This is a genomic window from Adhaeribacter rhizoryzae, from assembly GCF_008629685.1.
Taxonomy (GTDB): Bacteria; Bacteroidota; Bacteroidia; order Cytophagales; family Hymenobacteraceae; genus Adhaeribacter; species Adhaeribacter rhizoryzae.
Genome location: NZ_VWSF01000006.1, coordinates 170,294 through 192,708, shown reverse-complemented (window position 1 = coordinate 192,708; position 22,415 = coordinate 170,294). Strand labels below are relative to the sequence as shown.

At 43.7% G+C, this 22,415-nt stretch carries 16 protein-coding genes; 4 read left to right on the top strand and 12 right to left on the bottom strand.

The genetic code is table 11. From position 1 onward, the window contains the following. Positions 1-82: 82 nt before the first annotated feature. From F0145_RS10555 to F0145_RS10540, 4 genes are all read right to left on the bottom strand, one after another. A complete protein-coding gene (locus tag F0145_RS10555) occupies positions 83-673 on the bottom strand; it encodes an RNA polymerase sigma factor (RefSeq protein ID WP_190277521.1) in 591 nt (196 codons plus the stop codon). A gap of 305 nt (positions 674-978) precedes the next feature. After that, positions 979-2,241 (bottom strand): polysaccharide pyruvyl transferase family protein, encoded by a 1,263-nt coding sequence (locus F0145_RS10550; RefSeq protein ID WP_150088366.1) that lies wholly within the window; start codon positions 2,239-2,241, stop codon positions 979-981. Positions 2,242-2,274: 33 nt separating this feature from the next. Further along, positions 2,275-3,612, bottom strand: a complete 1,338-nt coding sequence (locus F0145_RS10545; protein WP_150088365.1) for a polysaccharide pyruvyl transferase family protein — start codon at positions 3,610-3,612, stop codon at positions 2,275-2,277. A 205-nt stretch (positions 3,613-3,817) separates the two neighbouring features. Next, positions 3,818-4,000 (bottom strand): RagB/SusD family nutrient uptake outer membrane protein, encoded by a 183-nt coding sequence (locus F0145_RS10540; RefSeq protein ID WP_223815962.1) that lies wholly within the window; start codon positions 3,998-4,000, stop codon positions 3,818-3,820. 229 nt (positions 4,001-4,229) lie between these two features. Between F0145_RS10540 and F0145_RS10535 the strand changes: the two genes are divergently transcribed. Next, positions 4,230-4,661 carry a c-type cytochrome gene (locus F0145_RS10535; RefSeq protein WP_150088364.1) on the top strand — a complete coding sequence of 144 codons (432 nt, stop codon included), beginning with the start codon at positions 4,230-4,232 and terminating at the stop codon, positions 4,659-4,661. Positions 4,662-4,786: 125 nt separating this feature from the next. Beyond that, positions 4,787-5,269 (top strand): hemerythrin domain-containing protein, encoded by a 483-nt coding sequence (locus F0145_RS10530; RefSeq protein ID WP_150088363.1) that lies wholly within the window; start codon positions 4,787-4,789, stop codon positions 5,267-5,269. Between the two features lie 43 nt (positions 5,270-5,312). Here F0145_RS10530 and F0145_RS10525 read toward each other — a convergent pair whose 3' ends face one another. Continuing rightward, positions 5,313-6,581: a hypothetical protein gene (locus F0145_RS10525; RefSeq protein WP_150088362.1), complete on the bottom strand. Its 1,269-nt coding sequence runs from the start codon at positions 6,579-6,581 to the stop codon at positions 5,313-5,315. 339 nt (positions 6,582-6,920) lie between these two features. On the opposite strand from F0145_RS10525, the gene F0145_RS10520 reads away from it, so the two are divergent. Continuing rightward, a complete protein-coding gene (locus F0145_RS10520; protein WP_150088361.1) occupies positions 6,921-8,702 on the top strand; it encodes a nitronate monooxygenase family protein in 1,782 nt (593 codons plus the stop codon). 287 nt (positions 8,703-8,989) lie between these two features. Here F0145_RS10520 and F0145_RS10515 read toward each other — a convergent pair whose 3' ends face one another. The 5 genes from F0145_RS10515 to fucP form a co-directional block, all read right to left on the bottom strand. Then, complete coding sequence (locus F0145_RS10515) at positions 8,990-9,760, bottom strand: SGNH/GDSL hydrolase family protein (RefSeq protein WP_150088360.1); 771 nt, start codon at positions 9,758-9,760, stop codon at positions 8,990-8,992. Positions 9,761-9,831: 71 nt separating this feature from the next. Continuing rightward, positions 9,832-12,255 carry a glycoside hydrolase family 95 protein gene (locus F0145_RS10510; protein WP_150088359.1) on the bottom strand — a complete coding sequence of 808 codons (2,424 nt, stop codon included), beginning with the start codon at positions 12,253-12,255 and terminating at the stop codon, positions 9,832-9,834. A 56-nt stretch (positions 12,256-12,311) separates the two neighbouring features. After that, complete coding sequence (locus F0145_RS10505; RefSeq protein WP_150088358.1) at positions 12,312-13,328, bottom strand: zinc-binding alcohol dehydrogenase family protein; 1,017 nt, start codon at positions 13,326-13,328, stop codon at positions 12,312-12,314. A 62-nt stretch (positions 13,329-13,390) separates the two neighbouring features. After that, positions 13,391-14,419 carry an aldo/keto reductase gene (locus F0145_RS10500; protein ID WP_150088357.1) on the bottom strand — a complete coding sequence of 343 codons (1,029 nt, stop codon included), beginning with the start codon at positions 14,417-14,419 and terminating at the stop codon, positions 13,391-13,393. Positions 14,420-14,512: 93 nt separating this feature from the next. Next, entirely contained in the window at positions 14,513-15,766 is a 1,254-nt protein-coding gene (fucP, locus tag F0145_RS10495) for an L-fucose:H+ symporter permease (RefSeq protein ID WP_150088356.1), read from the bottom strand. Between the two features lie 175 nt (positions 15,767-15,941). Between fucP and F0145_RS10490 the strand changes: the two genes are divergently transcribed. Continuing rightward, a complete protein-coding gene (locus F0145_RS10490; protein WP_150088355.1) occupies positions 15,942-16,814 on the top strand; it encodes an AraC family transcriptional regulator in 873 nt (290 codons plus the stop codon). Positions 16,815-17,146: 332 nt separating this feature from the next. Here F0145_RS10490 and F0145_RS10485 read toward each other — a convergent pair whose 3' ends face one another. Both F0145_RS10485 and F0145_RS10480 read right to left on the bottom strand, forming a co-directional pair. Then, entirely contained in the window at positions 17,147-18,682 is a 1,536-nt protein-coding gene (locus tag F0145_RS10485; RefSeq protein WP_150088354.1) for a RagB/SusD family nutrient uptake outer membrane protein, read from the bottom strand. Between the two features lie 12 nt (positions 18,683-18,694). Continuing rightward, positions 18,695-21,898, bottom strand: coding sequence for a SusC/RagA family TonB-linked outer membrane protein (locus tag F0145_RS10480; protein ID WP_223815960.1), 3,204 nt, complete (start codon positions 21,896-21,898; stop codon positions 18,695-18,697). Positions 21,899-22,415: the final 517 nt, after the last annotated feature.

Sequence of the window (22,415 nt, the reverse complement as noted above, 5' to 3'; positions counted from 1 at the left end):
ATTTTTGAAAGGTGGTTTGATTAAACCAATCAGAAGAAAGAATCAATTTACTTATTGATTCTTCAATGCAGCTAAAATGGTGCTAGACCAGGGAACTCAGCAAAATAATTACAGAAGTGAGGGATTCTTTTAAACCGGTTCTTAAAAGCTTAATGGCTTTGGTAATTTGATTTTCAACGGTCTTTTCAGAAATATTTAATTCCTGCGCAATTTCTTTGTTTGAATATTGATTAAAACGACTTAAAACAAATACAGATTTACATTTAGGGGCCAGCTTCGCTACTTCCTGCGCCACCAAACCTTCTAATTCCTGAGAAATAATGGTTTCTTCGGTTAAGTTATTGTGGGTTACCTGCACTTGCTTTTGCGCTACCGCAAACCGCGTTCTTACTGCTTCTTTTGCTACTTGGTTTAGAACTAAATATTTGATAGATACAGCTAAGTAAGCGCTTAAAGTACTGGTTAACGTAATTTGATGCCGGTTAACCCAAAGTTTTGTAAACAAGTCCTGGAGCAGCTCTTCGGTAGTTTCTTTATTGCCTAATCTTTTATAAGCCTGACTAAATAAGGTGGCCCAGTAGCGGTTGTAAATTTCGTCAAAGGCAAGCTCATTATTCTCTTTTAGGAATACCAGTAATTGTTCATCCGTAAAGTTTTTGAGATTTACTGCCATTGAGAATAAAGGAGCCAATAAAGATTGTTTGGGAAATATTCTGATTGCTAATATAATTTTTAAATTAGAATAATCAATAAAGGTACCATACCACATGCTTTTACATTATTGAATTATTTATCCTAATTAGAGATAAAATTTTGTTCAAAGTTGATGTATTTTTAAAAATTTAAATACTTTTCCGTATTACCATTATATTAATTTAAAATATTAAGGCTCTAAATATTGTGGTTCAATGGTTCAGCATGCGAAAAATTACTGGGTTAAATTTCCGAACTAATGTTGCGATTAGGTTAAATTCTGCATCACACAATATTAAATTTTTCGGTTAATACCTGAAGGGCTAAATCGTATTGTTTATCTACTTTGGCTACCGCACTTTTTACATTATTAAGTGCCGCTTTATAATTACCCTGAACCTGCATCAGGCGTTCCGTAATTTGCTGGCCGGTGGTTTCGTTAATCTCGAAAGTCCAGTCTTTCAGACCCAGGTCGTAATACATTTGACCTTTGATGGTGTCTTCGGGTTGCCGGAGGTAAAAGCTGGGGGTGCCGTTGGCGGCCGCTATAATCGGCGAGTGGCACTCGAAGCTGAGCACGGCGGTGGCCTGGGCGTATAAAGAGGCGGCTTCGTCGGGGAGCCAGTAGCCGTGCTTTACGATAAAGGGTTTTACATCGGCGGGCAAAGGATTAATCAAGAGCTCATCCATAATATCTACTTGGTAAGTCATTTCGGGGCACACCACTACTTTGTTTTTGGTTTTCCGCACCCAGGCAATCATGGCTTCCCGCAACTTGGCGTGGTCTATCTCTTTATATTTATCGTTCAGCTCGTTTACTTCCCGGATTGTTTTTTCGGACCAGCCGTTATTATTGGGTTTAATTTTATAATAAGGGGTGCGGCGCAGGCGCGGTATTACACAAATAAATTTGCGCTGCTGTAGTTTATTTGCCTGCATAAACTGCTTCGCTTTTTGTTCATCGTGAATGGCCAGCACAAAAGTGGCATCCGGCGCAAAGGCAATGTGCGAACCGGCTAATCCGGCTTTTTTCAATACTTCTATCGAAGCGGTTTCGCGGGTAAATATAAAAGCTGCCTGCTGCAAGGTATTTTTTAACGAAGCGGACACCTCGCCAATAGTCACTCCAAAAATACCGAAAGGCTTTCGGGTTTCTTTGTGCCACGAAGCCAGGAAATCAGCCGCAATTACCGATGGCCCGGAACCGTGAATAAAAAAGTCTGCTTCCTGGTAAGCTTGTTTTACTTCGTTGTCTGTTTCGTACTTGCCGTTAATAATCCGGAGTTCCGGATAATGCTTGTGCATCAAGTCTTCTACCAATTGGCTTTTACTCCGCTTCCAAAGTATTAACCGGGCTTTGGGCAAGCGCTTTTTTAGCAGGGCAATCAAGCCGGGCGTATGCGCAATGTCGCCGATATTTACATCCTGCCACCCCGAAACAATCAGAATAGTCGGATTTTCTTTACCCGTAGCGTTCAAGATGATGGGCGTAAACAGGGCTGCTACAAATAATAGCCCGGCATTTTCTATGAATTTTCTGCGGTTCATCTATTAGAATATTTTACTTGAAAAGCCTGATATTTATACCATTACCTTCCGGATGGTTTGCACCGTATCTTTTTGCCGTTGTTTTACAAAATTCATCCCCTGAGCAGCTTTTTGTCGCGCGGCTTTGTAATCTTTATGGATGGCCAGCATCGTGTTGATGATATCTTCTTTGGGCGCTTTATCAATATCGAACAGCCACTCGCCCAAGCCAATATCTTTAAACATCCAGCCTTTTTTGCCATAGGTAAACGGACAAGTATGGATAACCGGCACGCCCACGGCTAAGGCCATAATCAGGGAGTGCGGCTCCATGCCCACTACCGTGTGCGCCCTTTTGTAGACCGATAAAGCTTCATCGGCATTCCAGAAAGTATCCCGGACTACGATATATTTCTGCACATCGGCCGGCTGCTGGTCGAACACCATGGTTTTAGCGGCCGTCATTTCTTTAAAAACTTCGGGTGCAATTAATACTTTCTTTTGGGTTTGCCGCACCCAGGCGGTAATCAGGGCGTTCATCTTTTCAAATCTTACCTGGTCCTGCGCTTTTTGCTCCGGAGTAGCTTGCGGTGGATTGAGTTTATCTTTGGTGTCTGGAGAAGTATTAGGCTTTGGCGTGTGGCTCCGGATAATAACCGTTAAGAATTCTTTTTCTTTTAACCCGTTCGCTTTTAAATAAGCTAAGCCTTTTGGTTCATCCAGGGTGTCAATGCCAAAGCAACCATCCGGACCAAATTCCATAATAGGCGCTTTTACCCCATGTTCTTTTAAATAATCCAAGGAGGCAGAATCGCGGCAATAAATAAAAGCTGCTTTATTTAATACCTGCCGAAATATTATTGGGCTGGGCTCTGCAAATTTATCGAAGGAATGGCCGTAGAGTCCGTAAGGTTTACCTAGTTCCTGGCAAAGTAAAAATTGCGTTACCAGGCCTATTTTGCTGTTCCAGTCGTAATTAAATAAGCCAAAGTTAAAATGCATACCAGAGTTATATAGGAATAAATCGGTGTCTTGGAATTCTTTTAATATTACTGGATTAAAGGGTTCACCTTCGCCTTGCTGCAGACTGCCTTTTACAATTCTTACTTTGGGAAAGCGTTTGCTCAACATGGCTTCTACTTCGGCGTTCACCACAGAAGGCCACAAAGTTACTTCGGCCTCCGGGTAATGTTCTTCTAAAATCCGTAAGGTGCCGGGCGTGTGGCCAATATCCCCAATATTTGAAGTAGCCCAGGCCGATTTCAGGAATATTTTCTTAGGGGCTAAAGTTTTCATGGGCTGGGTAAAAGCCGCACCTACAGTTGGCAATAATAAACTGCCGGCTACCAGCTTACCACTATTTTTTATAAATTCGCGTCTATTGGATGTCATCTAAATTTCAATTGGTTAAAGTGTATTTAATAATTATTTAGGCTGGTTTAAGCTTATACCATAGCAACCACTACATGCCCTTTTGTCCAATAGCCTGGTTTTAAATTGCCCCTGACTTCAGTCAGGGTACGGAAACCCGGGGCTAAAGCACCCGGGCAATACAATGTTGCGTTTACCTAAAGTTAAACCAGCACAAAGGCGATTATTAATAACCAGGGTTTTGTTCCAGTTGCACACTAAAGTTAGCATCAATGGCGCTCTGCGGTATCGGGAAAAACAAGTGCTTGTCCTGAATGCTCGTGCGGGAATCTTCCCGGACATTATACTTTCTTACCCGTTCCATCAGATTACTCATGCGCACCAAAGTCCGTCGGCGGGGTTCTTCCACACAGTGGTTAATTCGCGGGCGCGTTCATCCAGAATTAAAAAGACAGATAAATTAGTATAAAATAATCAATAATTAAAATGGCAAAGGCTAACAGGAATAATTTAAAATAAAGCAGGTTTGTGTTTAACAGCTATATAGAAGATGTGCCGGTATTTTATTATTAAAAAATAAAATATCAACTTTACTACGTTAATATTTTTAATTTCCGGATTATCAGAAGAGGTTCGGTATGTTTTCTCCTAATCTGTTACAGCAATTGCAAAATATTTTTATCTGCGCTTTTTTAGGCAGTTATTTGCTTCTGGGCTGTAACCAACCCGCTAAACAAAATACCCAAATTAAGAAAGATTATATCCGGGCCATACCCGGCGAAAACGACACTATTCCGGTTGCCGTGGCCGAGAAAGGAGAAGTTTTAATTGCTTATTCTGATTGTTACACCTGCCACAAAGAAGATAAAAAATCTATTGGTCCGGCTTTTAAAGATATTGCCAAACGGTACCCGGTGCAAACCCCGTACCTTGACATGCTGGCGCAAAAAATAATTAGCGGCGGCAGCGGCTCCTGGGGCCGGGCAGTTATGAGTCCGCACCCAAAAGTACCTTTAACAGATGCCAAAATAATGGCGAGCTATATTCTGTCCTTAAAAGAAAATAAGTAAAAGGCTAATTGGCAGTAACTGTTATTAACCCAAACGCTAAAAAGATTAAGTAAATACATAGGTAAATGCGCCTAAAAACCGTAAGCAGGTAATAGTACAGCCGCTTACCCCAAAGTAATATTTTAATGGATATAAAACCTTTAAAACGCAGCAAACACATAGTAATCTTATCGCGCGAACACCATACCGGCTTATTATTTTGCTGGAAAATCCGCCAGGGGCTTAGAAAAGAAGTTGATACCAACAGGATTCGAGCGTATGTACCCTATTTTTGGGAGAATCATCTGCGGCAGCATTTTCAGGAGGAAGAAGAACAACTATTTTTAAAGGTAAACGATGCTTTGTGCCAGAAAGCCCTGCAACAGCACCAGGAAATTAAAAGCCTGATTGAGCAGGTAATACAAAGCACGCCGGCCCCAACCCCCAATTTATTAAACCAATTGGCAGATTACGTAGATAATCATATTCGATTTGAAGAAAGAGAATTATTTCCGCATCTGGAAAAAGTTTTAACCCAACAGGAATTAAAAAATATTGGCGCTGCTTTAGAACAGTCGCACGCTACCCCGGTAACCGATAATTTCCCGGACGCATTTTGGACCAGATAAAAAATAACCGAAGCTGGTTTTGCCTGTAATAACGAATAAACAGCTACAAAACTTCTTCCGGCGTAACCAGTTGCTTTTGCCAGACCAATGGTTTCTGCCGCTGACCGATTAAGAATAATATTAACCCAATAGGTAAGAAGGTACTAACCCCAAATAATACTTGAAAATACGCCGGCAACATTCCCCAATTCGCCCAGAAAAACAAACCTTGCAGGAATAATAATATTTCGCTCAGGAAGAAACCCGTAATAAAAATACCTAATCCCCAGCGGCTACTGGGGCGGGTAGTATTAAATGCTTTTTGCTGTATAAAAAAGGCGAATAAAAAGAAACTGATAAAGCCAATTAACACCAAATGCAGGTAACCAATAATAAAATTCCGAACAGTATAAGCCAGATCGGCCATAAAAGGAATTGCAGAAGCTAACTGCATCATAATTTTTAAAACAAAGGCCACCATGGCCAAAGAAAATAAAATACTGCCCCAGCCGGTAAAGATTTTAGCTATATGCTGGCGTTGCCGATAAAGCAGTTGCAAAAATAATACGAGGCCTAGTCCTTGGGCCACCGCCGCTAAACCAGCCAGGTAATAAACCACAGCGGGCGGCTTAATCCAGAGCACCGACAGCAAATAACCCAAGCAGCAAGACCAGAAAAACAAGTGAAATATTTGTTGTCCTTGCCTTAAATTAATATTTAAATGATGCTTTTCGAAGAGCCAGAACAGCAAGCCTAACGCAGCAAAACTTAGCCAACCATTGTACTGAAAATGCAGGTAAAAATATATGGCATTATAATATAATTGGCTGCCACTGCCGCCCGTGGCCATAATGGGGCCTAAACTCCAGGGGCCTAAGGTAGATAGCGCTAAAAAAATTAAGGCCGCTTTAATAAACCGGAAAGAAGTTACGTACCGGTTGCTTACCAGGCTGGCTTGCCGGGCATCGGTCTGAAACTGGTAAATGAACCAATAGCTTATAAAAATATGCAGGGTAGAAAAAATAATAGAATATAGCCCGTAGCCTTGTACCGGAAAACTGATTAACATACCCAGCACAGTTAACTGCCCCAGCCAGAACTGCCAACTATATACTTTTTTCTGACGCATATTCTCCGGCAGGTAAGCGCCCACCAAAGCCACAAAAACAGCCGAAAAAAGCCAACCCAAAATAGCTACGTGCGAATGGGCGTGCAACAGATATTTGTAATTAAAATTGGCCGGTGGCGAAACCATAAACCAGCGCAGAAACAAACCCAGTAGGGCAATTACCACAAAGTTTAAAAGCGCTATTTTCAGCCAGCTATTTTTCAAGTTTATATATTTTTAGTAAAACCAGATATACCGGTTAATAAAACTCTGATCTTCTAATCCCGAGCAAGTTAGTTAACCTTGGCGGCAGTTAAAAGAATGCTGGTCATTCGGGTAGGAAATCAGGATCAGGTATTTATGCCAGTTTAAACCGAATAAATATTGCTGCAAAAAACAATGACCGATATCAGTTAGGTAGCTGCACCTAATCATGCTGAAACTTCTTTAGGCCGCCTACCTTTCGGGACAGTTACAATTATGGCAAATTACCCACTTAGTAAAATCCTACTGCGGTTAAATATACTGGCGGGTGTTGCCTGTTTCTTTTCAAAGATTATATAAATGCTACAAACAACCTTACACACCTTCCATATTCCGGTTATGGGGCTGGCCTTTTCTATTGATACGCCCTTGAAAGTAGCCCGCTACGGCATCTCCTCGGTGTTATCGCTCAGCGACGATACCTTGCTGGAACAAATGCGGGAATATTACAGCCGCTTAAACGAAGAACCTTTTACGCCCATAGATACCAACCATGAAGATTATCGCGCGCGCCGCATTACCGCTTACCTGAATTTATTAGACAAACTGGTTACCAGTCAAATTCAGCAGATGCGTTGCCAGCCATTTACCCCGGAGTCAGACTTAACCAAATATTTTTCTTTGCTGCCCGATACCTCACCCGTGAAAGTGCAATATTTAGAAATGCTGCAACTTGCCAATCCGGAAAAGAAAAAGCAAGCCGAAACTGCTTTGCGCGCGCAGGTACAGCCCGGCACCATTGATGTAAACATCATGACCAAATTAGATAAAACCAACTACCGCAAAAACGGCGAACCTCTTCCGCCGGAATATTCCGATGCGTTGGCGGCACTGCGGGGTTTTGCCAACAGTTCGGTTGCGGCATCGGTGGTGTTTTCGGCGGGTATGAATATGCGGTTGTATGCTTACCTCGATCAGTTTACCGGTTTTTTGCCGGATGCAGCCGGAAATTTCCGCAAGAAAGTAATTATCAAAGTCAGCGATTACCGCTCAGCGCTGGTGCAAGGTAAAATATTAGCCAAGAAAGGCATTTGGGTTTCGGAGTTCCGGATTGAATCAGGTTTAAACTGCGGCGGCCATGCTTTTGCCACCGATGGTTATTTATTAGGCCCCATTCTGGAAGAGTTCAAGCAAAACCGACAAAGTCTAAAACAAGAGTTATTCGGAATGTACCAGGCCGCGCTCAATCAAAAAGATCTAAAAGCTCTTATAACTACGCCTACCCAGCGCATTACCGTGCAGGGCGGTATTGGCACCGCTGCCGAACAAAACTTTTTACTTCAATATTACGGGGTAGAAGCCACCGGTTGGGGAACGCCTTTCCTGCTCGTGCCCGAAGCCACCACCGTAGATGCCGAAACCCTTGAAAAATTAGTACAAGCCCGTGCCGAAGATTTATACCTGAGCCCGATTTCGCCGTTAGGTGTACCGTTTAATGCCTTGCGAAACACCAGCAGTGAAGCAATAAAAGATTACCGCATTGGGCGCGACCGGCCCGGCAGCCCCTGCACCAAAAAGTACCTGGTCTCCAACACCGAATTTACCAGTACGCCCATCTGCACCGCTTCGCGCAAATACCAGAAACTAAAATTAAACCAACTACAAGCGCTAGACTTAGCCGAATACCAGGAAAAAGCCCAAAATGTGCTTGCCAAAGAATGCTTATGCGATGGCTTGGCCAACGCTGCTTTGCAGGTGCTGCAAATTGGCCGGAAACCAGATAACCGTCCCGTTGCTATTTGCCCCGGCCCCAACCTGGCTTATTTCTCCGGCGTTTTCTCATTGGCCCAAATGGTAGACCATATTTACGGCCGCACCAACCTCCTCAACCAAACTTACCGGCCCCATGTGTTCCTGAACGAACTAAAAATGTACCTCGATTATTTCCGGAACCTGGTGGCAGAACAAGTACCACCCATAACCGACAAACAACAAAAATATTTGCAGGCTTTCCGCCAGAATTTACTCCAAGGCATCTTGTACTACGAAGAATTATTACCCAAGATTTTTACCCAAAAAGCAGCGGAGGAACAAATGCAAACGCAACTTACACAGAGCAAAGAAGAGTTATTGTTAATTTAAAATAGCACAAATGTTCCAGAACAGGATTATTCCTCTTTAAAATAATCCTGCCGTTTATGGAAGCGGCAGGATTATTTTTTTTAACTGATTAAGCTATAGATTTCTTTGCTTGTTCATCTGCACCTTCGGCCGATAAGGTGGTTAAACTCTAAGCTGCCAATACTAAATATTAATGCAGCCGCTTCTTGAAATAAGGTTCTACTGATTAAAGTTGCTTGATTAAGTATTCTGTACTAATAAATGCCAGCAGAATAGCTATATTAATCTAACCAAAGAGCTGTACGCACTCAGGATTTAATGAATTTCAGTTTTTTACTTACCTGGCTAATCCATTCGCGGGCCATCAGTTCGTGGCCCGCCGGCATTGGATGAATGCCGTCCCATATCCAATATTCGGCGGGAGCTTTGGTCAATGCTTTATTAAATGTTTGCTGAAATTCTACTAAAATTGCCTGGTGTTCCGCACTTAACCTTTTCACAATCTCCCGCCGTTTCCGGACTACGCCTTCGTAAGCAGCCCACTGCGCTTTTACTTTGCCGACCGGTAAAATAAAAGGCTCGCATAGCACCAACTGAACGTCAGGCAACTGCTCTTTGGTTTGTCTCAATAAAGCCCGATAACCACGCTCATACTCCTCCGCCGTAAAATCTTGATTGCCGTTCAGGAAAGCGGCCACATCATTAATACCTATTAATATGCTTAAAACATTGGGGTTTAAATCGAGCGTATCGGTTTGCCAGCGAGCCGCTAAATCAGTAACCTTGTTGCCGCTTATTCCCCGGTTAAAAAAATGGAGCTTCTTCGCTGGTAATTCATACCATAATTTGCTGGCGATGCTATAAGCATAACCATGCCCCATTACGTGGTTCCAATCGTTGTTGCGGGTTCTGTTACCATCTGTAATCGAATCGCCCTGAAACAAAAAAGTAAATCCTTCGCCTTCCTTACTAGCAGCAGATTTCACCGCCGGCCTGGCACTTATTATGCCGGGAGCTACGGTAGCTGCAACGCCCAAGGTAGTTACTTGTTTCAAGAAGCTTCTTCGTTTATTGCTCATTTTATATAGAAGAAAGTTGGCGACTTATCCCTGAAGGTTTACTGGAGATTATCCGGTAAACCTTCAGGTTATTAACCTAGCAGGTTGCCCTTAAACGTTTTAGATTGCCCTTTTTTCAGGTTCAAATCTACTACTTTACTGCCGTATCTTACTTTGGCGGGCGTGCCGTTCAGGCTGCGGATGGTAGTAGAAATTAGTTGTCCGTTTTTCCATTCCATATCTACTTCAAAACCGCCACGGGCCCGCATCCCAGTTACTTTGCCGTCCTTCCAAACATCTGGTAAAGCCGGTAACAGATGAATAGCGCCATCGTGGCTTTGCAGCATCATTTCGCCGATGCCCGAAGTTCCGCCAAAGTTACCGTCTATCTGGAAAGGCGGATGGGCACAAAATAAGTTGGAATAAGAGCCGCCGCCTTTGGCGTAGTTGGTTCCTTCCTGGCCGGTGAGGCGCAGCAAATTGCGGATGAGCTTATAAGCATGATTGCCATCGTGCAACCGGGCCCAGAAATTAATTTTCCAGGCAATGCTCCAGCCGGTACCCTCATCGCCTCTTACCTCCAGGGTTTTGCGCGCGGCCCGGGCAAATTGAGGAGTATTTATAGGAGAAATCTGGCGGCCCGGATGCAAGCCAAATAAATGCGAAACGTGGCGGTGGTGCGGGTCCTCGTCTTCCCAATCTTTGTACCATTCCTGCAGGTTCCCTTTTTTACCAATCTGTAATGGAAAGAGCTTATTTCTTTTCGAGATAATTAATTTCCGGAATTCAGCATCGGTGCCCAGTTTTTCGGAAGCTTCGATGACGTTGGTAAATAAATCCCAGATAATTTGCATGTCCATGGTGGTAGCCACGGATATACTGCCTTTTTCGCCTTTATCATCAATAAAAATATTCTCCGGCGAAGAGGCCGGCGCGGTTACTAACCGGCCGTTTTTATCTTCCACGAGCCAATCCATACAAAAAATAGCGGCTTCTTTCATGATGGGGTAAGCCGTATTCTTCAAATATCCCTGGTCGCCGGTAAAGGCGTAATGCTCCCATAAATGCTGGCTTAGCCAGGGACTTCCTAAGGCCCAGTTGGCCCAGGAAGGGTCTCCTTTTCCTAAATCCCCCACCGGGTTAGAGGTGGCCCAGATATCGGAATTATGATGCACCGCCCAGCCTTTGGCGTTGTAAAAGTTTTTAGCTGTTTCGCGTCCTGTTACAGCGGTGTTTTTAACAAATTCAATCAGCGGCTTATGTAGTTCCGAAAGGTTCACCATTTCGGCCGGCCAGTAATTCATCTGCACATTAATATTGGTGGTGAAGTTACTGCTCCAGGGAGCCCGCAGGATGGGGTTCCAGATACCTTGTAAATTGGCCGGAATGCCCCCGGGCCGTGAACTGGAAATGAGCAAATAACGGCCATACTGAAAATACAAGGCTTCCAGTCCAGGATCGTTAGCGCCGTCAGTGTAGCGCATCAACCGTTCCAGGGTGGGCAGATTTACCGGCGGGTTATTGTTCAACGATAAACTCATCCGGTTAAAATAACTCTGGTAGTCTTTAATGTGCGCCTGACGGATATTATCGAAATCCTTGGCGTAAGCTTTGTTCAGGTAAGATTGGGCCAGGGCCGATTCGTCTTTTCCGTCTTTATCCGGGCATTTATCAAAGCCGTTAAAACTGGTGGCGGCCGAAATATAAAGCGTTACCTCCGTGGCATTGCTGATGTGCAGACCCGTTGCATCGGTTGTAACCTGGCCGTCCTTGTTTTTAGCTTTTATCCGCAATTCGTACCGCATGCCGCGGCAATTATCCGCCTCATTGTAAATAACCGGTTCCGGGTTGTACCGCACATAGTTTGGGTCTACGTGGGAAGGGGCTTCGCCTTTCATGACCAGTTCCTGCTGGCCGGCGGCCAGGTTCTTGAACCGGATTAAGCTTTTGGTAGTGGCATCAAAATTCAACTGGCCTTTTTTATCGGCTTTTAGGCGGATGACAATAATTTGGTCCGGTGCCGACGCTAATATTTCCCGGGTGTAAGTGGTGCCGTTTATTTTGAAGCGGGTTAAAGCGGTGGCATTAGAAATATCTAAATCGCGGTAATATTCGGTAGGTTCACCGGTTAAGTTATGTTTGATTATCAGGTCGCCTAAGGGCATATAGGATTCGGTGTACAAACCCTGCATTTTCTTGCAAAGCTCAGCCGCCGCCTTATAGTCTTCCCGGAAAAGGGCTTCTCTTATCTGGGCCAAATATTTAGGCGCTTCCGGGTTCGGGTTTAAATTAGCCGGCCCGCCCGACCACAGGGTTTCTTCGTTTAAATGAATCAGTTCTTCCTGGGCTCTTCCAAATACCATGGCGCCTAAACGGCCATTACCCACCGGCAGGGCATCTGTCCAGATTTTAGCTGGCTGCTTATACCAAAGCTTTAAATCTGCCTGTGCGGCCACCTGGGTGAGCGTCAGAAAAAATACCAGGAATGCTAATAAGCAAGTTTTAATTACATTCATCAGAAATTATTTTTGGTGGATAAAATACGGTAACAGGATGGAGGTAAAATAAATATTTACTCTACTTCCACCATGGCTTTTATAACGCCGGTTGTCGGGTTGAGCCAGGATTCAAATTCGGTTTTAACCTGGTTAAATAAAACCCGGTGGGTAATATAAGTAGCCGGATTAACCAAGCCTTTCTTCATCGAGGCAATCACGAATTCAAAATCTTGCCGGGTGGCATTGCGGCTGCTCATGAGGGTGGCTTCGCGTTTATGAAATTCCGGATGGCTGAAACTGATTTCTCCTTTTTGTAAGCCAATCAGCACAAACCGGGCGCCGTGCGCCATATATTTAAAAGCATTATTAATGGCTTTTTGGTTACCAGTCGCATCTATGACTACCGTTGGCATATCGCCATTGGTTATCTCGGCGAGCTTTTCGGTTACGTCCGGGTCTAAGGCATTAAGGGTGTAGGGTATTTGTAGCTTGTCCTGGCAAAACTGCAAGCGGGCGGCATTAATATCTAGGGCAATGACTTTACCGCCGGCAATACGAGCAAATTCCATGGTACCCAAACCAATGGGGCCAGCCCCAATCACCAGCACAAATTCGCCGGGCTGTACCCCGGCCCTTCTTACCCCGTGCGCCCCAACGGCCAAAGGTTCCACCAAAGCCAGTTCATCAAAACTTAAGCCTTCGCCGTGCACCAAAGCATACGCCGGCACCGATAAATATTCGACCATCCCGCCGTGGGTATGCACCCCGCACACTTTTATAGCCGTACAGCAATTGGGTTTACCCGAACGGCAAGCAATACAAGTACCGCAGTTAAAATAAGGAATAAAGGTGACCGCTTCTCCTATCGCAAAACCTTCCGCACCGTCCACTTCCACCAGTTCACCGGCCAGTTCATGGCCTAAGATGCGCGGATATTCAAAGTACGGTTGGGTTCCTTCATAAGCGTGTAAATCGGTGCCGCAGATGCCAATGCGCTTAATTTTAATAATGGCATTGCCTTTGGTTAATGTTGGTCTTTCGCCTTGGGTATATTCGAACTGTCCGGGCGTGGTACAAACTAATGTTTTCATCTAATCACAATTGTTAGAAAGGTAATAAAAGGGTTCCATTTACCGGCAACTTTAACGGGCTACTATTCCGGTAAGAAAGCGTAATCCGGACGAATCAGCTTTTTGGCTTTCATGGCTTGCCAGAATTCAGGTGGAATATGCACAAAAGCCATCTCTACGTTTTCTTTCACTCGTTTGGGGTTAGTGGTATTAAGGGCGATGCTAACCACACCGGGGGCGGTAAGCCCAAATTGCACACAAGCTTCTGCTGGTTTTGTATTAAATTCCTGGCACAAAGCGAAAAATTCTTCACGCCAGGCAAAAAGTGCTTTGTTCTCTGGCGTGTCGGGCTGAATAAGCCGGTAATCATAATAATCACCGCCAATTAAAAAACCCGCGTGGAAAACCGCCGAATTTATGATTTGCACCTGCTGCGCCTGTAGTTGTTGCATAAAAGCTAAGAGATCAGGTGGGTGATTTTTGATGGTCATGCTGTTGGCAATCATCACCCAATCCAGCCGGACATCCTGCGCGATTTTCTGGATTACTTTCCAGTTCTTGGCCCCCACTCCTATTGCTTTTACTTTTCCTTGTGCTTTCAGGTCGGCCAGGGCTTTGTAAGCATCCAGGATATCGTCATACAATTTTTCTCTTTCTGTTTCGCTTTTGGCCTGGGCCAAATATTCGTCCGGGTCATGTACCGATACCAGTTGGGGAATATAGCCACCCAGCAATTCGTTGCCCTGCGCAAAGCATTCCAATATGCCATCGTAACTGATGCGCTGCACGGCATCATACTTTAAATCTTTCCAAACGCCCGGCTCAAAGGTTGGTTCCGAGGTTTTCAGTTCGGTCCGCAGCCACCCCAGTTTATTGCTGATGATAACTTCCTCTGGTTTAACCCCAAGCTCCCACAAACATTTACCTAACGATTCCAGCGCCAAACCAGCCCCATATTTACCGGCGGAGTCAAACACAACCGGTTTTTCGGCGTGCAGCAGGCATTGCTTAACTATTTCGCATTTAACTTCATCGGTTAAAGCGGTAAATAAATTACCTAAGCCACTGGTACCAAAAACTACGGGCGGAATTTTTAAGCTTGCTGTATTCATATAATTGGGTAGCAAATATTAGTTTCTGAAAAAATTATTAGCCTGTTACAAACAAAGCTTCCTTATTTGTAACAGATAATTGGTGTTTGCGGCTTAATGAGCCGTGGCCATTTTTATTCTTTTCACCGCAAAATTCTGGAGCGCGAAATAAAATATAGCCACAAAACAAACGACGGGCACCAAATAAGCAATCTGAATATTCGTGCTATCGGAAACAGCTCCCATAATAACCGGGAAAATGGCCCCGCCCACAATGGCCATTATCACCAGCGACGAACCTAACTTGGTTTTGGCACCTAGCCCCCGAATACTTAACGAGAAGATAGTCGGGAACATAATAGACATAAAGAATTCTACTCCCACCAAGGCATAAACCGAGAACATGCCGGGCAGTATCACGGCCAGAATTAATAAAAATACATTAATGATACTATAAAGAGCCAGTAAGCGGGCCGGAGGAATATATTTCATGAGGAAAGTGCCAAAAAAGCGGCCAACCATAAAGGCCAATAAGGCGCCGGATAAAAACAAGGCCGCTGTTTTTTCTTCGATGCCTGCTACCCGCCCGGCAAAGCGAATAAAAAAACTACTGACACAGACCTGGCCTCCCACGTAAAAGAACTGCGCCATTACGCCCAGCATCAGGTTCTTTTCTTTTAAGATAGAACCGCCTGATTCCGTAGCACCATCTTTTTCTTCCTCAATTTCGGGTAGGCGTGTTCGCCAAAGCAGCACCACCACCATTAATACAATAAACCCGATAATCAGAAAAGGTATTTTAACCGAAGCAGCCTCCTGCTGCAGGTAGGCATCCAAGGCCTGTGGGCTCATTGCAGCCTCGGTTTCGGCGGATAAATTTTGTCCTGATAAAATAAACAGACCACCCAGAAAAGGTGCCAGGGTTGCTGCTAATCCGTTAAACGATTGGGCAAAGTTAAGGCGCTGGGTAGCCCCTTCGGGATCGCCTAAAACCGTTATATAAGGGTTAGCGGCTGTTTCCAGGAAAGTAAGGCCACTGGCAATAATAAAAAGCGCCAGCAGGAAGAACCCATACGTGCGGGTTTCGGCGGCTGGGTAAAACAAAAAAGACCCGATGGCAAATAGTAATAAGCCGAAAATAATACCCCCTTTGTAGCCAAACCGTTTGATAAATAATCCGGCGGGAATAGCCAGCAGAAAATAGGCCAGATACGAGGCCGAATCGATAAATGCGGATTGCGCATCGGTTAGTTGGCAAGCTTTCTTTAAATGCGGAATGAGAATGGGATTAAGATTTAGGACAAAGCCCCATAAAAAAAATAAAGATGTAATTAAGAGAATGGCAAACCGGTTATTGTTTTTTAACATGTTTAGGTAAAGTTTAGCAGCAGGCGTTTGGTAGCACTACTAGTCTGAAAAGTGCCTGGCTCAACCTCAAAGAAAGCGTAATCAGCCTAAATTTACTTATTGTTTATTATCTTAGTATTAAGCTTTTTTACCCTATTTGTGTTAATATTTAAATATTTTATGAATATTTATCCTGATGAAACCCCAATTACTTAAAGTTTCCCCCGGGCCGGCCCATTCTTTCAGCGTCCGCCAGGATAATGTTCCGAATGTCAATAACAGCTGGCATTTCCACGTTGAAATAGAGTTAGTTCATTTTCATAAAGGAAGCGGCACCCAATTTGTCGGGGATAATATTAAGCGGTTTAATGCGGGAGATATTGTATTAGTAGGTTCTAACCTGCCTCATTATTGGCGCTACGATGACCTATATTTTCAGGAAAACACCTCAGAAACCGCCTATGCTACGGTTGTTCATTTTTGTGAAAACTTTTGGGGCGATAAATTTCTTTATTTGCCCGAAAACATGCCTTTAAAAATAATCCTGGATAAAGCGAAAAGAGGCATTCTTATTCCTGGTACCGCCGCACAAAAAGTAAGCGGGTTAATTCAAAAAATACTCTTATCGGAGGGGCCGCTTAGAATTATAGCTTTAATTGAATGCTTGTTAACAATTGCCGCAACGGAGGAGCTAACAACGCTTTCTTCCATCGGTTTTCAGGGAGACCTCTCGGAACTGGAAAGTGAACGAATCAATACCATTTACGATTTTACCTTTAAGAATTTTAAAGACAAGATTTATTTAGAGGAAATTGCAGCGGTAGCCGGATTGACACCTAATTCCTTTTGCCGCTATTTTAAGACCAAAACCGGGAAAACCTTTTCCCAGTTTTTATTAGAAATTCGGGTAGGCTATGCCTGCAAGTTACTCATAGAAAACAAGTTTAGTATTAAACACTTATGTTTTGAAAGTGGCTTTAATAATTTTACCTGTTTTCATAAAAACTTTAAACAAATTACTGGTAACACCCCGCAGGATTACCGCAATCAATATAAACGGGGTTGCTAGTGCCTTTACCTAGCGGATTTCTTTTAATTATTGCCGCTGCTCCAGTTGCTTCCGGAAAGCTCCTTCGTTTTGCATTAAAGATTGGCTACCGTCATTTACTAATGTTTCCTAATAATTGCTTTTGAATAATTCTGGTGCTATTCAGGTATGGATGGAGCTACAGGCAACAGAATATTGTATTTACAACAGGTCAACCATTAAAGAATTATTCAATTTCAGTATTTAACGTCAGCACATTGTACTGGGCAGTTAAAAAAATACCTGCCATAACTGTTCAGGCTATAGCTTAAACAATTACGGCAGGTACCTTTTATAAATTTTTTTTAATTATTTTACTTGTAATCTGGGTTTTGCACCAGTACGCCCTGGCTTTTATCAATTTCGGTCTGCGGAAGGGGCCATAAATAAAATCGTTTTTCGAATTTGTAAGGAATAATGCCATCCTTTACCTGGGGTAATACGGTTTCCGCGGTGCGCCATCTTTTAAGGTCATAATATCTAAATCCTTCAAAAGCCAACTCAATTCTTCTTTCCTGGCGGATTCTTTCCCGCATCTGGACTTTATTTAAGCCTTTCGGAACATCAGGCATACCAACCCGGGAGCGGATAGCATTAATGGCATCATACACTGACTGATCCGGACCAACTAATTCATTTTGGGCCTCCGCATACATCAGCAAAACTTCGCCGTAGCGCAATACCACCCAGTCCTGGTGGCTTTGGGTAGAATACCCGTAAGGCATTAAATCCGGACTAAGAAACTTAGCTACGCCGTAGCCGGTTGGCCGATTATTAGAAGGGAGGTGCTCTTTGCCATTAAATTTAGGTGCATTCACAAAAATAGTTTTGGCTAATCGCGGGTCCCGGTTTTCCATGGGATTATTCGGGTTGGTTAACGGCGAAACACCCCAAGGCAGGCCATCGGTACTTTCATAAGCGTTAACCATGTTTTGCAGCGGACTTACCACTAACCAATCGCCGTACCATTGATCCATAGCGGTGGCATTGTCGGGCGCCAGAAACTTGATGGAAAACATAATCTCGGGGCTGCTTTCCTGCGTGTTGTATCGGAATACATTTTCGTATACCGGATCAAGGCTATAACCACTTGTCATTAACCCTGACAATAAATCTCTGGCTTGGGTTAGAATCTCCGGTTTAGGTTCTCCGTTTTCATTATAACCCACATACATCAGCACCCTGGCTTTGAAAGCTTCGGCGGAAGACTTTACCGCATGCCCGTTGTTTGCACCATAGCGTACATTTGGCAAGGCGGTAATAGCAAAATTCAAATCCGACATAACCTGCTCCAATATTTTATCGGCCGGTGCTTTGGGCTGATTTTGCGTTTCCAGGGTTAATGGTTCCGTAACCAAAGGCACCGCCCCGTAGAAAAAATACAACTGATAATAATAAAATCCCCGTAGGAATCTGGCTTCCGCTTCGTATCGGGCTTTAAGATCGTTGCTGATATCTGCACCCTGGTAATTGCTTAACTGCTGCAGAAAAATATTAATCCGGGTTATGCCCTGATAACTGCCGTTATAAACATCATTAATAAAACCACCCGAAGAAGGGGAAATATCGCCCTGCACAATCCGCTGGCTGCCATTATAATTATGTTGTCCATAGCCGTTATCCGTCAGCGCATCCATATTGGGCATGGCCGTGGAAAAAATGCTGTTCTGCAACGTGGCATAGCTGGCGGTTAAAGCCATATCAAAATCTGCTTTCGTTTTCCAGAAAGTAGAAGAGGATATCTGGTCCAGGGGATTCTTTTCGAGAAAATCTTTTTCACAACCACTGCCAGCCAGCAAAAACAGGCTTAAGGCGCTATATTTAAATAAATTATATATATACTTTTTCATTGGTGTTACTAATTAAAATTGAACATTAACTCCGGCAGAATAAATTTTATTCTGCGGATATCTTACCAGGTTTCCACTCTCCGCTCTTTCGGGGTCCAGACCTGGAAAATCGCTAAAGGTCAGCATGTTATCACCAGAAACGAATATCCGCAATCTTTTTACTTTTATGCGGTTAACCAGCGTAGCAGGAATGGTATAACCCAGGGTTAAGTTCTTTAATCTTAAATAGGCCGCATCTTCTAAGAAATAAGTAGAACTCCGGGTAATTTTGCTGGGCGCATTAAAACCCCAGTAGATTCTAGGCATGGTGGTTGATGGATTATCAGGTGTCCAGCGGTCCCGCCAATCGGTGGTAGGAGGAGTTCCCTGCACAAAAGGTATTGTTCCCCAGTTGTTGGCATATATCTTACGGCCGCTTTCACCCTGGAAGAAAAAAGAAAGATCGAATCCTTTCCAGGCAGTATTAAAGTTTAGCGCATAATTCAGGTTAGGATACCGGCCCGCTAAAGGAACCCGGTCGTCGTCGTTGATAATATTATCGCCGTTCTGGTCTTTGAATTTTAAATCCCCAGGTACCGTGTTGTCGTTATATTGCTTAGGAGAAGCGGCAATCTCATCCGTCGACTGGAAAATGCCATCCCACTCCAGCATGTAGAAAGTATCCCAGGGTCTGCCTTCTTCTTTAATGGTAGTGCCCCCGATTTCTCTGGCCCCAAAATGCGTTAGTTCATTTTTGAAGTGATCGGCATTAATTCCTACGTTATAGGTAAGCCCCTCAAAAACCCCGGATTTAATTTCATTCCGGTACTGCAAACCTATTTCCACACCGGTGTTGGCCATGGTTCCATTGTTTACAGTAGGCGGGTTTAACCCCACAATACCAGTTACTTGGGAGCTTCTTAATATGTCGGTTGTTACTTTTTTATACCAATCGAAAGTAAGGGAAAGGCCTCTGAAGATGGTCATATCTAAACCAATATCCGTAATTTTAGTAGCCTCCCACCGGATGTCTTGATTGGCCAGTGAAGTTTGCGCTACCCCAGAAGAAAGATTGGTATTATCAAATGGGTAGTTTCCGGTTAAGCCCAGTATACTCTGGTATGGGTAAATACCAATATTCTGGTTACCTAATTTGCCGTACGAACCGCGAATTTTAAATTCATCTAACCAGTTCAAGCCGGCATTTTTAACAAACGATTCTTCGCTTACCCGCCAGCCCGTCGAGAATGACGGGAATAAACCCCACCGGTTATCTGCATGCAGCCGGGAAGTTCCATCGTAGCGGAGGTTGAATTCCAATAAATAACGCTCCTTGTAATTATACCCTAACCGGCCAAAGAAGGATTGTAAAGCCCATTCGTTGCTAGAGCCGCTGGAATTTTGCACCGCCGGACTGCCGGCATTTAATTCTCTTAAGTTATTGCTGGTGAAATTTCTCCGGTATCCGTTAAGAAACCGATAGTTGTTTTCCTCCTGGCTAAAACCAAGCTGGGTGTTAATTAAGTGTCCCGCGCCTAATTCCTTTTCATATTTGAGGTAGGTATATAAATTGGTATAAATATTCCGTTCCGTCTGATTAATCAATCCCTGACCGCCCACGTCCAGGTCCGACATAAAATCGCCCGAATGAAAATTGTACAAAGGCACCAAGGGCCGCCAGTCGTTCCACTCCGTAAAATTGCCTACAACCGCCGCTTTGGTATACCAGTTAAGGCCTTTAAATAACTTTACATCCGTCCAGCCTTGCACATTAAAATTATAATCATCGGTATTCCTGAGAACCTCATTTTCAATTATAGCCAATGGGTTTTTGTTGTTGCTCTCGAAACTATAAGCTTTAAAGCTATACCGGCCGCTTCCATCCGGTAACCAAGGCGAATAGGTAGGCGCCTGCGACAAAGTTGCCAGGAAAGCATCTTCGGATCCTTGCCGGGTTGCCTGCCGGTCACCTTTCATTAAAGAAATATTTGTTCCAAACTGAATATTCTTGTTTATCTGGGAGGTAATATTAAACTGACCATTATATTTTTTATAGTCAAATCCCTTCATTACCCCTTGCTGATTTACATGGCCTAAGGCCACAAAAAAACGGGTACCTTTGCTTCCGCCATTAAAACTCAAATTGTGAATTTGGGTGGGAGCCGGATTAAATACAATATCTACCCAGTCGGCATTCGGGTAAAGATTTCGGTCGGTTGCATTCCGGTACAAAGCAATTTGGTCTGGGGTGTATAAACCCGAGGTAATGCCGGTATTTTGTTTGGCTTCATTCCATAATTCCATATATTCAGCGGAATTGGTAATCAGGTCCAGCATTTTGGTAGGCGTGTGAATGCCATAATTCCCATTATACTCCAAATTAATTTCCCCTTCTTTCCCTTGCTTCGTCGTTACCAGCACAACCCCATTGGCGGCCCGGGAGCCATAAATAGATGCCGAAGCCGCATCTTTCAGCACCGAAATACTTTCAATATTATTAGGATCCAGGTTAGACAAGTTTCCTTCTACCCCATCTATTAAAACCAAAGGGTTAGAACCGGCTCCGCTAAAAGTACCTATTCCTCTAATCCGAATGGAGGCCCCTTCATTCCCGGGCTCTCCCGAATTTTGCACGATTCTAACACCCGGCATACGGCCCTGAATGGCAGCCGTTGGGTTGGTTACGGGGCGGGTAGTTAGTAACTCACCATTCACACTGGCCACGGAACCGGTCAGGGTTTCTTTTTTCTGGGTGCCATATCCTACCACCACTACTTCCTCTAAGGCTTTCGCATCAGTGGCCAGGGTTACATTAAGGGTAGTAGCATTACCTACCAGTACTTCTTTGGTTAAAAATCCTATGTAAGAAAAAACCAAAGTGCCGCCATCATTCGGTACTTCTATGGAATAATTACCGGTAGCATCGGTACTGGTACCCACCGTTGTTCCTTTAACTACGACCGTTACGCCAATTAAAGGCTCGCCGGCTTCGGAAGTTACTTTACCCGTAACTGCTTTGAGGGTAGCCTGGTAGTTGTTTTTAAATTCACTCCGCTTCGATGGTACTGTATTATTGGAAAGTACATTTCCGGATGCAGCGGCAAGGCCAGATTTTAAGGAACCATCTGGGTTTGATTTATTCAGGGGCAATATTTGGGCATAACCCAACGATTGGCCGGGAGGCAGTAACATGATGGATAAGCCCCACGCAATTAGCAGGCGTATTTTCTTTTTCATTTGAGTGGTGGATTAAGGGTTAATAAATATTATGCATATCAAAGAAACGCCCTTCTTTTAATTATTTCGAACTTAATATTATCTGACTATTAAGCTATTTTACCTCTTAATAACTATAAAATTTCTTGATACAGCATAATAATTGGTTAAAGGGAATTATGGAGGCTTAATCGAATTATTATTGGCAGCTAAGAGAAAGAAAAACTATTTTCTGCGCTGATTGCTGATCGCTTTGGGTGTAGCATTATTTATTAAATCTGGCTTTCAGCCATGTAGGTAGTCAACTAAAATGGGCATTAAGGAATAATAAATAAAACCTGTACTTGGTTCTTTTCTTTCCTACCGGCTCTTACCTCTGTCTTAGCGCATTGCTCCCGTCCTGGCATCAACATGAACGGTCTGCATCCGCGACAAGTCAATTAGAATTCCTCCATTACAAATTGCTTTCCCACCTACATTATGTTATGTCCACCGCCACGGGGGGGCAAGTAAAGCATCTGGTGCCGAAATAGTTGAT

Bases quoted from the DNA above. Each gene is read 5' to 3' on its own strand.
- F0145_RS10555 (WP_190277521.1), bottom strand. From the start codon at position 673: ATGGCAGTAAATCTCAAAAACTTTACGGATGAACAATTACTGGTATTC.
- F0145_RS10550 (WP_150088366.1), bottom strand. From the start codon at position 2,241: ATGAACCGCAGAAAATTCATAGAAAATGCCGGGCTATTATTTGTAGCA.
- F0145_RS10545 (WP_150088365.1), bottom strand. From the start codon at position 3,612: ATGACATCCAATAGACGCGAATTTATAAAAAATAGTGGTAAGCTGGTA.
- F0145_RS10535 (WP_150088364.1), top strand. From the start codon at position 4,230: ATGTTTTCTCCTAATCTGTTACAGCAATTGCAAAATATTTTTATCTGC.
- F0145_RS10530 (WP_150088363.1), top strand. From the start codon at position 4,787: ATGGATATAAAACCTTTAAAACGCAGCAAACACATAGTAATCTTATCG.
- F0145_RS10520 (WP_150088361.1), top strand. From the start codon at position 6,921: ATGCTACAAACAACCTTACACACCTTCCATATTCCGGTTATGGGGCTG.
- F0145_RS10515 (WP_150088360.1), bottom strand. From the start codon at position 9,760: ATGAGCAATAAACGAAGAAGCTTCTTGAAACAAGTAACTACCTTGGGC.
- F0145_RS10510 (WP_150088359.1), bottom strand. From the start codon at position 12,255: ATGAATGTAATTAAAACTTGCTTATTAGCATTCCTGGTATTTTTTCTG.
- F0145_RS10505 (WP_150088358.1), bottom strand. From the start codon at position 13,328: ATGAAAACATTAGTTTGTACCACGCCCGGACAGTTCGAATATACCCAA.
- F0145_RS10500 (WP_150088357.1), bottom strand. From the start codon at position 14,419: ATGAATACAGCAAGCTTAAAAATTCCGCCCGTAGTTTTTGGTACCAGT.
- fucP (WP_150088356.1), bottom strand. From the start codon at position 15,766: ATGTTAAAAAACAATAACCGGTTTGCCATTCTCTTAATTACATCTTTA.
- F0145_RS10490 (WP_150088355.1), top strand. From the start codon at position 15,942: ATGAAACCCCAATTACTTAAAGTTTCCCCCGGGCCGGCCCATTCTTTC.
- F0145_RS10485 (WP_150088354.1), bottom strand. From the start codon at position 18,682: ATGAAAAAGTATATATATAATTTATTTAAATATAGCGCCTTAAGCCTG.
- F0145_RS10480 (WP_223815960.1), bottom strand. From the start codon at position 21,898: ATGAAAAAGAAAATACGCCTGCTAATTGCGTGGGGCTTATCCATCATG.